The sequence below is a fragment of the Pseudomonas sp. Y3 TE3536 genome (genome assembly GCF_053629175.1).
Genome location: NZ_JBRJHU010000001.1, coordinates 2180743 through 2194761, shown reverse-complemented (window position 1 = coordinate 2194761; position 14019 = coordinate 2180743). Strand labels below are relative to the sequence as shown.

14 protein-coding genes and 1 other RNA gene are annotated in these 14019 nt (G+C 64.6%); 7 read left to right on the top strand and 8 right to left on the bottom strand.

The annotated features are described in order from the left end of the window. Nucleotides 1-107: 107 nt before the first annotated feature. From AB7M33_RS09950 to AB7M33_RS09920, 7 genes are all read right to left on the bottom strand, one after another. Complete coding sequence (locus AB7M33_RS09950; RefSeq protein ID WP_274888520.1) at nt 108-1724, bottom strand: ABC transporter permease; 1617 nt, start codon at nt 1722-1724, stop codon at nt 108-110. A 151-nt stretch (nt 1725-1875) separates the two neighbouring features. Then, on the bottom strand, nt 1876-2877 hold the full coding sequence (locus tag AB7M33_RS09945) for an extracellular solute-binding protein (protein ID WP_454242786.1): 1002 nt from the start codon (nt 2875-2877) through the stop codon (nt 1876-1878). A 204-nt stretch (nt 2878-3081) separates the two neighbouring features. Continuing rightward, nucleotides 3082-4299 carry a 2-octaprenyl-3-methyl-6-methoxy-1,4-benzoquinol hydroxylase gene (locus AB7M33_RS09940; protein ID WP_274888534.1) on the bottom strand — a complete coding sequence of 406 codons (1218 nt, stop codon included), beginning with the start codon at nt 4297-4299 and terminating at the stop codon, nt 3082-3084. A gap of 9 nt (nt 4300-4308) precedes the next feature. Continuing rightward, the gene (locus AB7M33_RS09935) at nt 4309-4791 is read right to left on the bottom strand and encodes a DUF4442 domain-containing protein (protein ID WP_027592237.1); all 483 of its coding nucleotides are present in this window, start codon (nt 4789-4791) and stop codon (nt 4309-4311) included. Further along, nucleotides 4788-5987 (bottom strand): 2-octaprenyl-6-methoxyphenyl hydroxylase, encoded by a 1200-nt coding sequence (ubiH, locus tag AB7M33_RS09930; protein WP_454242785.1) that lies wholly within the window; start codon nt 5985-5987, stop codon nt 4788-4790. Before ubiH ends, AB7M33_RS09935 begins: the two co-directional genes overlap by 4 nt. After that, the gene (gene pepP, locus AB7M33_RS09925; RefSeq protein WP_027592235.1) at nt 5984-7318 is read right to left on the bottom strand and encodes a Xaa-Pro aminopeptidase; all 1335 of its coding nucleotides are present in this window, start codon (nt 7316-7318) and stop codon (nt 5984-5986) included. Before pepP ends, ubiH begins: the two co-directional genes overlap by 4 nt. 21 nt (nt 7319-7339) lie before the next feature. Then, nucleotides 7340-7894 carry a YecA/YgfB family protein gene (locus AB7M33_RS09920; RefSeq protein WP_099430753.1) on the bottom strand — a complete coding sequence of 185 codons (555 nt, stop codon included), beginning with the start codon at nt 7892-7894 and terminating at the stop codon, nt 7340-7342. A 181-nt stretch (nt 7895-8075) separates the two neighbouring features. On the opposite strand from AB7M33_RS09920, the gene AB7M33_RS09915 reads away from it, so the two are divergent. The 4 genes from AB7M33_RS09915 (at nt 8076) to AB7M33_RS09900 (ending at nt 9447) form a co-directional block, all read left to right on the top strand. Next, on the top strand, nt 8076-8258 hold the full coding sequence (locus tag AB7M33_RS09915) for a TIGR02449 family protein (protein ID WP_033693939.1): 183 nt from the start codon (nt 8076-8078) through the stop codon (nt 8256-8258). Then, on the top strand, nt 8255-8575 hold the full coding sequence (locus tag AB7M33_RS09910; protein WP_027592233.1) for a cell division protein ZapA: 321 nt from the start codon (nt 8255-8257) through the stop codon (nt 8573-8575). Before AB7M33_RS09915 ends, AB7M33_RS09910 begins: the two co-directional genes overlap by 4 nt. Before the next feature lie 17 nt (nt 8576-8592). After that, nucleotides 8593-8772: non-coding RNA, 6S RNA (ssrS, locus tag AB7M33_RS09905), on the top strand. 66 nt (nt 8773-8838) lie between these two features. Next, on the top strand, nt 8839-9447 hold the full coding sequence (locus tag AB7M33_RS09900; RefSeq protein ID WP_454242784.1) for a 5-formyltetrahydrofolate cyclo-ligase: 609 nt from the start codon (nt 8839-8841) through the stop codon (nt 9445-9447). 19 nt (nt 9448-9466) lie between these two features. Here AB7M33_RS09900 and AB7M33_RS09895 read toward each other — a convergent pair whose 3' ends face one another. Then, nucleotides 9467-9619, bottom strand: a complete 153-nt coding sequence (locus AB7M33_RS09895; RefSeq protein ID WP_172960392.1) for a hypothetical protein — start codon at nt 9617-9619, stop codon at nt 9467-9469. Nucleotides 9620-9797: 178 nt separating this feature from the next. On the opposite strand from AB7M33_RS09895, the gene AB7M33_RS09890 reads away from it, so the two are divergent. The 3 genes from AB7M33_RS09890 (at nt 9798) to rbbA (ending at nt 14018) form a co-directional block, all read left to right on the top strand. Further along, complete coding sequence (locus AB7M33_RS09890) at nt 9798-10247, top strand: EVE domain-containing protein (RefSeq protein WP_099430754.1); 450 nt, start codon at nt 9798-9800, stop codon at nt 10245-10247. Between the two features lie 94 nt (nt 10248-10341). Then, nucleotides 10342-11301, top strand: coding sequence for an HlyD family secretion protein (locus AB7M33_RS09885; protein WP_454242783.1), 960 nt, complete (start codon nt 10342-10344; stop codon nt 11299-11301). Further along, nucleotides 11298-14018, top strand: a complete 2721-nt coding sequence (rbbA, locus tag AB7M33_RS09880) for a ribosome-associated ATPase/putative transporter RbbA (RefSeq protein WP_454242782.1) — start codon at nt 11298-11300, stop codon at nt 14016-14018. Before AB7M33_RS09885 ends, rbbA begins: the two co-directional genes overlap by 4 nt. Nucleotide 14019 lies beyond the last annotated feature (1 nt).

Below are 14019 nucleotides of genomic sequence, written 5' to 3'. Positions count from 1 at the left end.
CGAAGCGGCGGCGGTCGATGACGTTTGGTCGTCAGCTCTTCTTGTAGGACCCGCCGCGCGAATGCCGCGCATTGTAGCCGCATGGGCGCAGGCTGGCATCCTTACTGTCAGTGACCGGGGCGCCGAGCTGAGCGGCGAATCAGCCCGATGACCGGCAGCAAGCCCACCAGCACCAGGGTCAAGGCAGGCAGCGAGGCACGCGCCCACTCGCCCTCGCTGGTCATCTCGAACACCCGTACCGCCAAGGTGTCCCAGCCGAACGGGCGCATCAGCAAGGTGGCCGGCATCTCCTTCAACACATCGACGAATACCAGTAGGGCAGCACTCAGTGCACCGGGCACCAGCAACGGCAGATACACCTTGAAAAACAATGCCACGCCGCCGACGCCCAAGCTGCGCGAGGCCTCCGGCAATGAGGGCCGGATACGCTCCAGGCTGCTTTCCAGCGGCCCGTAGGCCACGGCGATGAAGCGCACCAGGTAGGCCAGCAGCAAGGCCGCAAGGCTGCCCAGCAGCAAGGGTTTGCCAGCGCCGCCCAGCCACGTCGAAATCGGCACCACCAGCCGGTTATCGAGGTAACTGAAGGCCAGCATGATCGACACGGCCAGCACCGAGCCTGGCAAGGCATAACCAAGGTTGGCCAGGCCGACCCCGGCGCGGATGCCGCCGGTCGGCGCCTGGCGCCGGGCGAAGGCCAGCAGCAGCGCCACGCTCACCGTGATCAATGCGGCCATGCCCCCCAGGTACAAGGTGTGCAGCACTAGGCCGACATAACGCTCGTCCAGGTCATGCCGCCCGCGCTGCCAGCACCACACCAGCAGTTGCAGCAGCGGTATGACGAAGGCACAGGCGAACACCAGCAGGCACCAGCCGCTGGCCAGCAGCGCCTTGGCCCCACGCAGGTGATAGAGCGCCTTGCCGCGCGCGCGCTCATTACCCGTGCGGCTCGCGCCGCGGGCACGGCGCTCGCCGTACAGCACCAGCATCACCGCCAACAGCAGCAGGCTGGCCAACTGGGCCGCGCTGGACAGGCTGAAGAAGCCGTACCAGGTCTTGTAGATGGCGGTGGTGAAGGTGTCGAAATTGAACACGGCCACCGCACCGAAGTCGGCAAGGGTTTCCATCAATGCCAGGGCGATACCGGCACCGATCGCCGGCCGCGCCATGGGCAGTGCGACGCGCCAGAACGCCTGCAGCGGTGACAGCCCCAGTACCCGGGCCGCCTCCATCAGCCCCCTGCCCTGCGCCAGGAAGGCTGTGCGCGCCAGCAGGTAGACATAGGGGTAGAACACCAGCACGAGCACGATGATCACCCCGCCCGTGGAGCGTACGCGCGGCAGGCGCATCGGCCCGAACACTTCGCGCAGGGCGCTTTGCACCGGGCCGGCAAAATCCAGCAGGCCGACGAAAACGAACGCCAGCACGTAGGCGGGGATGGCGAACGGCAGCATCAGCGCCCAGTCCAGCCAGCGCCGGCCAGGGAATTCGCAGAGGCTGGTGAGCCAGGCCAGGCTGACCCCCAATACGGTCACGCCGATGCCTACGCCTACTACCAGGGTCAGGGTGTTGCCGAGCAGGCGGCTCATCTGGGTGTCGAGCAGGTGTGACCAGATCTGCAGGTCGATCGACTGCCATGACAGCAGCAGGACGCTCAGGGGCAACAGCACCAGGGCGGCGACCAGGGCGACCGGGAGGTACCAGCGACGTTGGGGGGTGTGGGGCAAGTTCAGAACTCTCGGTTGCGATTGCGACCGCTGCGCGGTCGTTCGCGGGCAAGCCGGCCCCCACAGGGTTTACACACGCTTCAGGGCAGTGAAAAACCTGTGGGAGCGGGCTTGCCCGCGAAAGGGCCCTTGCAGGCCCCGGAAGGATAACTTAGTTCCAGCCAGCCCGATCCATCAAGCGAATCGCTTCGGCCTGGCGCTTGCCAGCGATTTCGACCGGAATGCTGTCAGCCTTGAAGCTGCCCCAGGCGGCTACCTCGTCCGATGGCTTGACCTTCGGGTTGGCCGGGAACTCCTGGTTGATGTCGGCGAACAGCTTCTGCGCGTCCTCGCCGGTCATCCATTCCACCAGCTTTTTCGCAGCCTCAGGGTGCGGTGCATGCTTGGTCAGGCCGATACCCGACAGGTTGACGTGCACACCGCGGTCACCTTGGTTGGGCCAGAAGATCTTGACTGGCAACGTGGGGTTTTGTTTATGCAGGCGCCCGTAGTAGTAAGTGTTGACCACGCCCACGTCGCACTGGCCAGCTTCGATGGCCTGGATCACGGCGTTGTCATCGGAGAACACGTCGGTGGACAAGTTATTCACCCAACCTTTGACGATGGCTTCGGTTTTCGCCTCGCCGTGGTTCTCGATCAAGGTGGCGGTCAGCGACTGGTTGTAGACCTTCTTCGCAGTGCGCAGGCACAGACGCCCTTCCCACTGCTTGTCGGCCAGGGCTTCGTAGGTGCTCAGCTGCTCCGGTTTGACCCGGTCGGTGGAGTAGATGATGGTGCGCGCGCGCAGGCTCAGGCCGGTCCAGTCATGGGACGAGGCCCGGTATTGCGGCGGGATGTTCCGGTCGATGATGTCCGATTTGATCGGTTGCAGGATGCCCATCTGCTCGGCCTGCCAGAGGTTGCCGGCATCGACAGTCAGCAGCAGGTCGGCCACACCGTTCTCGCCCTCTGCCTTGATGCGTTGCATCAGCGGGGCTTCCTTGTCGGTGATGAACTTGACCTTGACCCCGGTCTTGGCGGTGTAGGCGTCGAACACCGGCTTGATCAGCTCGTCGATGCGCGAGGAGTACACCACCACTTCTTCCGCTGCCTGGGCAGTGCCGCCGAACAACGTCAGGGCCAGGGCGGCCAGTAGGGGCTTGCGTGGCAACATGAAATGCACTCCTCGGATCGTATGAGAGGCGCAAATGGTAGTGAATCCCATTTTGTCCCTCACCCTCGGAGCCGTTACCGGATGTTGCAGCCCCTGCCCGGGCCTCCTGTAGGAGCAGCCTTGTGCTGCGAAGAAGCCACAACGGTGCTCGTCATACCGGCCCTTTCGCAGCGCAAGGCTGCTCCTACAGAGGCCGTGCTAACGTCAGGGTTTGGCCAACTCCGGTAGGTCCCCAGTCAGCCCCAACGCTTGGCGCACGAACAATGCCTTGGCCTCCGGCATCTGCTCCACCAGCTTCAAGCCACTGTTACGCAACCAGCGCAACGGCAGCGGATTGGCCTGGAACAGCCGCTCGAACCCTTCCATGGCGGCCATCAGCCCCAAGTTGTGCGGCATGCGCCGGCGCTCATAGCGGCTCAGCACCTTTACATCCGCCAGCCGTTCGCCGCGCTCGCTGGCATTCACCAGCACCTCGGCCAGCACGGCGGCATCAAGGAACCCCAGGTTGACGCCCTGCCCGGCCAACGGGTGAATGGTGTGCGCGGCATCGCCGATCAACGCCAGGCCCTCAGCCACATAGCGCTTGGCATGGCGCTGACGCAGCGGCACGCACACGCGTGGGTCGGCCTGCAGCACCTCACCCAGGCGCCCCTCGAAGGCCCGCTCCAGGGCCTTGAGGAAGGCCGGCTCGTCCAGCGCCATCAGTTGCTCGGCATGCTCTGGCGTGGTCGACCAGACGATCGAGCACCAGTCCTGCTGGCCCTCACGTGTCAGCGGCAGAAACGCCAGCGGGCCCTCGTCGGTAAAGCGCTGCCAGGCCGTAGCCTGGTGCCCCGCACTGCAACGTACGCTGGTGACGATGGCGTGGTGCAGGTAATCCCACTCACGGGTTTCGCAGCCGGTCAGGCGGCGTACCGCCGAGTTGGCGCCATCCGCCGCCACTACCAACGGTGCCCGCAGTTGGCGGCCGTCGGCCAGGGTCAGCAGCCACTCGTCACCGGAACGGCGCAGTTGCTCGAGCCGCGCGTTGGGCAACAGGCCGATGTCGCTGTCATGCAGACGCTCCAGCAAGCCATCCTGCACCACCCGGTTTTCGACGATGTGGCCGAGCACCTGGGCATGCACGCTGGCCGCCGAGAAGTGGATCTGGCCCGTACCGCTGCCATCCCAGACGTGCATGTCGGTATACGGCGTGGCCCGTCGCCGGGCGATGCCATCCCAGGCGCCTAGGCGCTCCAGAATGCGCTGGCTGGCCGCCGACAGGGCACTGACGCGCGGCTCGAACGGCGCTTCGGTATCGAAGGGTTTTACCGACAGCGGGCTGCCGTCGAGCAGGAGAATGTCCAAGCCACTGTGGCGCAATGCCAGGGCCAGGGCGCTGCCGACCATACCGGCACCGACAATCAACAGATCTGCGCGCATTTCCATGCTTTACGCCTGCCTCGCTTGCGGCTTGAGCCGCACGTATAGGGTTTTATCGACCCGCGCTACCAGTTCGCCGGCGCCGTCGCGGATGTCCACCTGCAGCCGCGGCAGGCACTTCTTGCCGGTGGCGGTCTGCTGGCGAATGTCGTCGAGCAGGGCGTCATCGAGGTGGAACTCGGCGTACACGGGGCCTTTGCCCGGCGAGATGAAATCGATGCTCGCCGCCTTGTCCCAGACGATGTACTCGCGCCCCAACTGCTCGATCAGCAGCAGCATGTAGAACGGGTCGACCATCGAATAGAGGCTGCCGCCGAACTGGGTACCGACGTAGTTGCGGTTCCAGCGGGTGAGCTTCATGCGGACCTTGACGCTGCGCATGTCCGGGCTGATGTGCTGCACGCGGATACCGGCGCCCAGGTACGGCGGGTAAAGGTTCAGTAACCAGCGCAACATGCGGGCCCGGCGCGCCAGTCTGCGCGGATTGCTCATGCCTGGCCCCGCGGATCGGGGCGCGTACCCAAGCCCATGGCCTGGCGGGCAAACCAGCTTTTTGCCGGCGGCAGCAGGTCGAGCCCGAGCAGGCCAATGTTGCGCCCGGCAGCCAGCAACGGCTGGTTGCTGCCGAACAGGCGGGTGACCTGGTCGGAGAAGCCGATGGTCAGCGCCTGGTCTAGGCGCTGACGCTGATGATAGGCCCGCAAGGTGCCAAGGTCACCGGGGTGCTGCGGGCCCGCCAGCAGCGCGTGTGCAAGCACCTGGACGTCACGCAGCGACAGGTTGAAGCCCTGGCCGGCAATGGGGTGCAGGCTGTGCGCAGCGTTGCCCAGCACCACCAGGTGCGGGCGTATCTGCTCTTCGGCCTCGACCAGTGCCAGCGGGTACAGATGCCTTGCACCCACTTGGCGCAAAGCCCCAAGACGATAGCCGAAGGCGTCCTGCAGCTCGCGCAGGAAGCTGCGTTCGTCGATTTCGGCCAGGCGCTGAGCGTCCATGCCCTGACGGGTCCAGACCAGCGCGCAGCGGTTTTCCGGCAGTGGCAGCAGGGCCATCGGGCCGGTTTCGGTGAACCGCTCGAACGCCTGGCCGCGGTGGGCTTCGCCAGGCGTGATGTTGGCGATCAGGGCGCTTTGCTCATAGGGCGTGCGGCGCACATGAATACCCAGCTGCTCACGCAGGCCAGAGCGGCCGCCATCGGCCAGCACTGCCAAGTCGCATTCCAGGCTGGTGTCGTCATCCAGCTGCAGGCGATAACCGCCTTCGATGGCGTGCATCGCCCTCACTTCGGCGGGGCAACGCCAGCTCACCACCTCAGGGTCCAACCCCTGCCACAGGCACTGCCCGAGCCAGGCGTTTTCCACCACGAAACCCAGCGCTGGCACGCCTTCTTCGTGGGCATCGAGGCGCGTGGCACCGAACCGGCCACGGTCCGATACCTGAATTTGCAGGATAGGCTCGGCGCGCTGGCTGATGGCCTGCCACAGACCCAACTGCTGGTAGATCTGTTGCGTGCCATACGACAACGCCGACGAGCGTGCATCGTAGCTGGGCTGGAAACTGTGGCCGGGTGCGAACGGCTCGATCAGCAGGATCTTCCAACCCCGCGCCTTGGCCCCGGCCTGCAGGGCCAACGCCAGGCTCGCGCCGACCAGGCCGCCCCCGATGATCGCCAAGTGGACCCGGTTCATGCCGCGTCCTTGCGCGCAGCCTGCATCAGCGCCTCGATCTCGGCGACTGTGCGGGGTACACCCGACGTCAGAATTTCACAGCCCTGCCTGGTCACTACCACGTCGTCCTCGATCCTTACGCCGATGCCGCGCCACTTCTTGGCCACCGCCTGGTTGTCGGCGGCGATGTAGATGCCCGGTTCGACGGTCAGCGCCATGCCGGGCTCCAGCACGCGCCACTGGCCGCCCACTTTGTATTCGCCCACATCGTGCACATCCATGCCCAGCCAGTGCCCGGCGCGGTGCATGTAGAACGCGCGGTAGGCTTCGCTTTCGATCAGCCCCTGCACATCGCCCTTGAGCAACCCCAGTTCCACCAGGCCCTCGGTGATGACCTGCACGGTCGCCTCGTGGGCGTGGTTCCAGTGCTTGCCGGGGGCGATTTCGGCGAAGGCTGCGGCCTGGGCCTTCAGCACCAGCTCGTAGATGGCCTTCTGCTCGGGCGAAAAACGCCCGCTGACCGGGAACGTACGGGTGATGTCGCTGGCATAGCAGTCGATTTCGCAGCCCGCGTCGATCAACACCAGGTCGCCGTCCTTGAGCGGGGCGTCATTCTGCTGATAGTGCAGGATGCAGCCATTGCGCCCGGCCGCGACGATCGAGCCATAGGCCGGCATTTTCGCGCCGCCTTTGCGGAACTCGTAATCCAGCTCGGCTTCCAGGCTGTACTCGTGCAGCCCGGCCCGGCAGGCCTGCATGGCACGCACGTGGGCACGGGCGGAAATGTCTGCGGCAACGCGCATCACCTTCACTTCTGCCGCCGATTTATACAGGCGCATGTCGTGCAGCAGATGATCCAGCGCAACGAACTCGTTCGGCGGCTGGGCACCCAGGCGCGCCTTGGAGCGGATCACGTTGATCCAGTCCATCAGCCGGCGATCGAATTCCGGGTTGCTGCCCATGGCGCTGTACACCCGCTCCCGGCCCTCGATCAGGCCCGGCAGGATCTCGTCGATGTCGGTGATCGGGAAGGCATCGTCGGCGCCAAAATCACGCACCGCACCTTCCTGGCCCGCGCGCAGCCCTTCCCACTGCTCGCGCTCAGGGTTGCGCTCGCGGCAGAACAGCACGTACTCGCCATGTTCACGGCCCGGGATCAGCGCAATCACCGCCTCGGGCTCGGGAAAGCCGCTGAGGTACTGGAAATCGCTGTCCTGGCGGTACACGTGCTCGACGTCGCGGTTGCGAATGGCAACGGCGGCGGCGGGCAGGATGGCGATGCTGTTGGGGACCATCTGCGCCATCAGCGCCTTGCGCCGACGGGCATACTCGGCCTTGGGAATGTGGCTCATGGGCAGACTACCCCCGGTTGATCAGTGCAACGATGGCTTGGACGCAGGCGCGGCCGGCTTGGCCAGCTCGGAGAACAGCAGCAGCGGCGCGACGCGCAGGTATTCCATGACTTCCATGTAGTCGCTCTCGCCGTCTTCGGACTCTTCGAGGGCTTCTTGTACTTGGGAGATTGCCACCAGGTCCTGCAGCACGTCTTTGGCTTCGGTGGACAGGTCCTTGCCACCGGCGTTCAGGCCAAAGCCCGTGATGAAGCCTTGGCACCACTGGCCCAGCGCCGCAGCACGGTCAGCCAGCGCGGCATCATCGGTCGGCAGCAGCAGGACGATGGCCATGTCATCGCTGGTGAGCTCGCCCTTGACCATCTCTTGCAAGCCGATCAAGGCGTTGCGGACGGTGTCACCGGGTTCGTTTTCCAGCAGTTGGGCGGCGTCGGCCAGCCAGGCGTCGGCATCGAAGCCGGCACCGGCGCAGCTGCGCCCGACCAGCAAGCCGTGCAGCTCGGCAGGAGTGACAGGGTGGCCGTTGCTGGCAAGCAGCATGGCGAAGGCAATGTAGGGCGATTGGGTATTGGGCATGGGCAACTAGGCGCCAGACGGCGCAATGACTAGAATGGAGACCTTGTATCCTAGCACCGGCAGGCGCGCCAAGACCATCGGCACTGGCCGTCGCGGCCCGGGGAGAGGCATCATCGCCAGGTGACTCAACGACGGAGCGATTCGAGTGCAACCCACGCAAGAGAACGACCTGCAAGCGCTGATGAGCCGATTCGAGTTGCTGATCGAACGTGTCGAGCAACTAAAACGGCAAAATGCACTCCTAGTAGCTCAGGAAAAATCCTGGCGCGAAGAGCGCGCCCACCTCATCGAAAAGAACGAGATCGCAAGGCGCAAGGTCGAGTCGATGATTTTACGCCTCAAGGCTCTGGAGCAAGACTCATGAGTTCAAGCAATAGCGTCACCGTGCAGATCCTCGACAAGGAATACTCGATCATCTGCCCGCCGGAAGAGCGCAACAACCTGGTCAGCGCCGCGCGCTACCTGGACGGCAAGATGCGCGAGATCCGCAGCAGCGGCAAGGTGATCGGCGCCGACCGCATCGCGGTCATGGCTGCGTTGAACATTACCCACGAGATGCTGCACCGCCAGGAAGACCGTAGCGCTGCCCCGGTCGCTGGCACCAACCGCGAACAGGTGCGCGACCTGCTGGATCGGGTCGATAAGGCTTTGTCCGACGACACGGATACCAAAATCGGCTGAGATTGGTATACTGGCGCCACTCCCTGGGGGATGCGCCAGTCGGTTATGTCCCTGAGCCGATACGCACAACCACGGGGGTTGCACGCTGGGGCCGGTGTGCATGTCCGCTCGACGGAAAGCCTTAACGCCCCCTGCAATCTCCACCTTGAACTTTCGGGTTCAAGGGCTACACCGATAGCGGTCTTATCGGGGAGCCTTATTTTTTTGTCCGCCCTTGCTGCGGGCATACCCTACCAGTCGCGACAACTGGGAACGCCTGTGCCATGACCGACACCGCGCCGCTCACCCGCCCCCAGCTTCGTCGACTGCTCCGCAATGCCCGCCGCGCACTGACGCCTGCCCAGCAGCGCCAAGCCGCCCTTGGCCTATACCGCCAGCTGGCGCAAGACCCGCTGTTCCGCCGCGCCCGGCACATTGCCCTGTACTTGCCCAACGACGGCGAAATCGACCCCTACCTGCTATTGCGCGAAGCCCAGCGACGCGGCAAACGCACTTACCTGCCGGTGCTACACGCCTGGCCGCGCACACGCATGGTGTTTCAGCGGTTCGAACAGGGTGAAAAACTCAAGCGCAACCGCTTCCGTATTCCAGAGCCACTGACCGACCGCAAACGCCAACGCCCGATCTGGGCCTTGGACCTGATCCTGCTGCCGCTGGTGGGTTTCGATGCAGTGGGTGGCCGCTTGGGCATGGGCGGTGGTTTCTATGACCGCAGCCTGGCCTACCAGGCGCGCCGCAAGACCTGGAAGAAACCTTTGCTATTGGGGCTGGCGCATGAATGCCAGAAGGTCGAGCGGCTGGCACAGGCCAGTTGGGATGTACCATTGCAAGGCACGGTCTCGGACCGCGACTGGTACCTGGCGCCGAACTGAGCGGCGCCAGCGGAGGGCATCAACGTTGCGGCTGGCTGGCGTCGACCGGCATTTGATAGGCGGTGTCCAGCTTGCGCTCCAAGAACCCTTGCGCATAACCAGTAGTGACCACACCCAAGCCAAAAATGAACACCAGGATCCACAGCAGATCCGGCTTTTTGCGTTGATTCATCGAAGATTGCCCCCCAGGCAAACTGTTTCGGCTTGGCGATTTTCTGGGTATCGCCAGAGCATCTCGCTTTAAACGGGGCGCATTTTCCGACAACCTGCGCCGACACGCAAACATTGGCGCCAACCGGCTGTCGGTTTCGTGCAACAGGTTATTTCAAACCTTTTCAGGAGCAGCATGCATGGCCTATTGGCTGATGAAATCCGAGCCCGACGAGCTCTCGATCGAAGCCCTCGGCCGGCTGGGCGAAGCGCGCTGGGACGGCGTGCGTAACTACCAGGCGCGCAACTTTTTGCGGGCCATGAGCGTGGGCGACGAGTTCTTCTTCTACCATTCCAGCTGCCCGCAACCGGGCATTGCTGGCATCGCCCGCATCACTGCGGCGGCCTACCCGGACCCGACCGCACTGGACCCAGAAAGCCACTATTACGACCCCAAGGCCACCGCCGAGAAGAACCCGTGGAGTGCGGTGGACGTGGCCCATGTGAAAACCCTGCCCAAAGTGCTCGACCTTGGCCGGCTTAAACAACAGGCCGCGCTTGCCGAATTGCCGCTGGTGCAAAAAGGCAGCCGCCTGTCGGTGATGCCGGTTACCCCCGAACAATGGGCGGCCATTGTCGCGCTGAAGTGAAGGTGGGCTAGGATCTAGGGGTTTGACCGATATCAACACGCCATGGATAGCCGCACGCCACGATAGGCTGTGCACTGAGCAGGGATGCTGACTGATGAATCGATATGCCCCCAGGATCTTCGCCACCGCGCTGATCGTCTTACTGGCGACCGCTGCCGGGCTGGGTTACTGGAAGTCGCTGCATGACCAGCTGCCGGAAGGCCTGAGCATGGGCAACGGCCGCCTCGAGGCGACCGAAGTGCAAATTGCCACCAAGGTCCCCGGGCGTTTGGCTGAAGTGCGGGTCGACGAAGGCGACAAGGTGACCCGTGGTCAGCTGCTGGCGCGTATCGACACCCGCACAATGGAAGCCCAGCGCAACCAGGCCGAGGCCGAAGTGCTGCGCGCCCAGGAAAACTACGCGGCGGCCCAGGCCAGCGTGCAACTGCGCCAGAGTGAGCTGCTGCTCGCCGGCCAGGAACTCAAGCGCGTGCGCGAGATTTTCAAGCGCAACTATGCCAGCCAACAACTGCTCGACCAGCAGCAGGCCCGCTTCGACACCGCGAACGCGGGGGTGTTTGCCGCGCGCGCCCAGCTGGCAGCCGTCAAAGCCGCCATCGGCGCGGCCCAGGCCCAAGTCGCCCAGCTGACCAGCGAGATCGACGACAGCAGCCTGCGCGCGCCCATCGACGGCATCATCCAGCTGCGCCTGGCCGAGCCGGGTGAGGTGTTGGGCGCTGGCGGTCGCGTGTTGATGCTGATCGACCCGAGCGACCAGTACATGAACCTCTACCTCCCAGCCTCCACCAGCGGCCGGCTGACCGTTGGCGATCAGGCACGCATCGTCCTCGATGCGCTGCCCGATCAGGCGTTGCCGGCGAAGGTAACGTTTGTCGCAGCCAAGGCGCAGTTCACCCCGAAACAGGTCGAAACCCGCGATGAGCGGCAGAAACTGGTGTTTCGCGTAAAACTGCGCCTGAGCGAACCAAGCGCCGTGCCGCAAGCCAAGCCGGGCATGCCGGGTGCTGGCTATGTGCGCACGGCTGACGTGGACTGGCCGGCCAACCTGCAATGAACGCGCCGGCACTGCTGGCCGAGGGCATCAGCCACCGTTATGGCGACCTGATCGCCTTGCAGACGCTGGGTTTCAGCCTGCCCAGCGGCACCCGCTGTGCACTGATCGGGCCTGACGGAGCCGGCAAATCGACCCTGCTCGGGCTGATCGCCGGTGTAAAACGCCTGCAGCAGGGCGAGTTGCAGGTGCTGGGCGGCTCGATCCGCCAACGACGCCACCGCGCTGCGCTGTACCCCAAGGTCGCGTTCATGCCCCAAGGGCTGGGCAACAACCTGTACCCCGAGCTGTCGATCAGCGAGAACATTCGTTTTTTCGCCACGCTGTTTGGCCTGGGCCGGCACGAATGCGAACAGCGCATGGCCAACCTGCTGCAGGCCACCGACCTGCATCGCTTCGCCGAGCGCCCGGCCGGCAAGCTGTCGGGCGGCATGAAGCAGAAACTGGGCCTGTGCTGCGCGTTGATCCACGAACCTGACCTGCTGATCCTCGACGAACCCACGACCGGGGTCGACCCCCTGTCGCGGCGACGCTTCTGGGAACTGGTCGAGCAGGTACGCGAACAACGCCCGCAATTGACGCTGCTGGTGGCCACTGCTTATATGGAGGAAGCCGAGCAGTTCGAGCATTGCCTGATGCTCGATGGCGGCCGGCTGATTGCCGCGGGCCCCAGCCACACATTGGCGGGCGTCACGCCCAGCGGCAAACTGGACGATGCCTTCACCCATTTCCAAGGGGCAGGCAGTACGCAACCTGCGCCGTTGACTATCCCGCCACGCTCGGCAAATGACGGCGTGGTCGCCATCGAAGCGCATGACCTGACCCTGCGCTTTGGTGACTTCACCGCGGTCAACAAGGTCAGCTTCGCCATTGGCCGTGGGGAAATTTTCGGTTTTCTCGGCTCCAACGGCTGCGGCAAGACCAGCACCATGAAAGTGCTTACGGGCCTGGTACCCGCCAGCGAGGGCAGTGCCAGCCTGCTGGGCCGCCCGGTGGACGCCAGCGACCTGGCCACGCGCAAGCGGGTTGGTTTCATGTCGCAGAGTTTCTCGCTGTATGGCGAGCTCAGCACCCGCCAGAACCTCACGCTGCATGCGCGCCTGTTCGACCTGCCCAAGGCCGACAGCGCGCAGCGCATCAACGAACTGATCGAGCGCTTCGGCCTGCGCGACATCGCCGACCAACCGTCAGGCGCCCTGCCCCTCGGCCTGCGCCAGCGCCTGTCACTGGCCGTCGCGGTGCTGCACCGCCCTGAAGTGCTGATCCTCGACGAGCCGACTTCCGGCGTCGACCCTGCCGCCCGCGATGACTTCTGGCGACTGCTGGTGGAGTTGTCGCGCGAGCAAGGCGTGACCATTTTCCTCTCTACTCACTTCATGAACGAAGCCCAGCGCTGCGACCGCATTTCGTTCATGCACGCCGGGCGCGTGCTGGCCTGTGACACGCCTGATGCCCTGCAACACCAGTACGCCGGCGAAACCCTGGAAGACGCCTTCGTGCGCTGCCTGGAGCAAGCCCAGGGGGCCGTACCCCAGGCCCCGCAAAACACTGTGCTGGAACAGCCGGCAGCGGCCACACCACCGTTGCGCCAAGGTTTCAGCCTGCGCCGCCTGCTGGCGGTGGCCAGCCGGGAGGGCAAGGAGCTACTGCGCGACAAAGTGCGCCTGGCCTTCGCCCTGCTCGGCGCCGTGTTCATGATGGTGATCTTTGGCTATGGCATCTCGCTGGATGTAGAGAACCTCGCCTTCGCCGTTCATGACCAAGACCAAAGCCCGCAAAGCCGGGCCTACCTCGAAGCGTTTCGCGGATCACGCTATTTCGCCGAGCAGGCGCCGATTCGCGATACCCGTGAAATGCACCAACGCCTGCAACGTTCCGAAATCAAACTGGCGCTGGAAATCCCACCCGGCTTTGGCCGTGACCTTTACGCCGGTCGCCAACCGGTGGTGGCCGCCTGGCTCGACGGCGGCATGCCGTTTCGTGCGGAGACCAGCCGCAACTACGTCGAAGCAGTGCACCAGGCGAACCTCGAACAATTTGCCGCGGCCAGCCAGCAACCGGTGCAGCGCCAAGACCCGGTTCGCCTGGAAACACGCTTCCGCTACAACCAGGACGTGGTCAGCGTGAATGCCATCGGGCCCGGCGTCATGGCGCTGATCCTGGCGTTCATCCCGGCCATGCTCACCGCCCTGGGCATCGTCCGGGAAAAAGAACTTGGCTCCATCACCAACTTCTACGCCACGCCCCTCACCCGGCTGGAGTTTCTGCTCGGCAAACAGCTGCCCTACCTGGCCGTAAGCCTGGTCAACCTGGCGTTGCTGGTGGCGATGAACCGCTGGTTGTTTGCCGTACCGCTCAAGGGCAGCGTGCTGGCCCTGGCCTGCGGCGGCGTCGCCTACCTGCTGGCGACCACCAGCCTGGGCTTGCTGATCTCGGCCTTCACCCGCACCCAAATCGCGGCCATCCTGGGCACCATGATCATCACCAGCCTGCCGACCATCCAGTTCTCCGGTTTGATCGTGCCACGCTCGTCGCTCGATGGCGCCGCGGCAGTGATGGGCCAGCTGTTCCCGGCGGGTTACTTCCTGGACATCGCGGTCGGCACCTTCACCAAAGCGCTGGGCCTGCGCGAGCTGTGGCCGCAGTGCCTGATCCTGCTGAGCTTCTTCGCCGTGTTCACCGGCCTGAGCCTGGCCATGCTGAAGAAGCAGGAGGCCTGAC

What these genes read in the sequence shown, in the direction of transcription:
- AB7M33_RS09945 (WP_454242786.1), bottom strand. Translation starts at nt 2,877, where the DNA reads ATGTTGCCACGCAAGCCCCTACTGGCCGCCCTGGCCCTGACGTTGTTC.
- AB7M33_RS09890 (WP_099430754.1), top strand. Translation starts at nt 9,798, where the DNA reads ATGGCCTATTGGCTGATGAAATCCGAGCCCGACGAGCTCTCGATCGAA.
- AB7M33_RS09910 (WP_027592233.1), top strand. Translation starts at nt 8,255, where the DNA reads ATGAGTTCAAGCAATAGCGTCACCGTGCAGATCCTCGACAAGGAATAC.
- AB7M33_RS09900 (WP_454242784.1), top strand. Translation starts at nt 8,839, where the DNA reads ATGACCGACACCGCGCCGCTCACCCGCCCCCAGCTTCGTCGACTGCTC.
- AB7M33_RS09915 (WP_033693939.1), top strand. Translation starts at nt 8,076, where the DNA reads ATGAGCCGATTCGAGTTGCTGATCGAACGTGTCGAGCAACTAAAACGG.
- AB7M33_RS09920 (WP_099430753.1), bottom strand. Translation starts at nt 7,894, where the DNA reads ATGCCCAATACCCAATCGCCCTACATTGCCTTCGCCATGCTGCTTGCC.
- AB7M33_RS09935 (WP_027592237.1), bottom strand. Translation starts at nt 4,791, where the DNA reads ATGAGCAATCCGCGCAGACTGGCGCGCCGGGCCCGCATGTTGCGCTGG.
- pepP (WP_027592235.1), bottom strand. Translation starts at nt 7,318, where the DNA reads ATGAGCCACATTCCCAAGGCCGAGTATGCCCGTCGGCGCAAGGCGCTG.
- rbbA (WP_454242782.1), top strand. Translation starts at nt 11,298, where the DNA reads ATGAACGCGCCGGCACTGCTGGCCGAGGGCATCAGCCACCGTTATGGC.
- AB7M33_RS09895 (WP_172960392.1), bottom strand. Translation starts at nt 9,619, where the DNA reads ATGAATCAACGCAAAAAGCCGGATCTGCTGTGGATCCTGGTGTTCATT.
- ubiH (WP_454242785.1), bottom strand. Translation starts at nt 5,987, where the DNA reads ATGAACCGGGTCCACTTGGCGATCATCGGGGGCGGCCTGGTCGGCGCG.
- AB7M33_RS09885 (WP_454242783.1), top strand. Translation starts at nt 10,342, where the DNA reads ATGAATCGATATGCCCCCAGGATCTTCGCCACCGCGCTGATCGTCTTA.
- AB7M33_RS09940 (WP_274888534.1), bottom strand. Translation starts at nt 4,299, where the DNA reads ATGCGCGCAGATCTGTTGATTGTCGGTGCCGGTATGGTCGGCAGCGCC.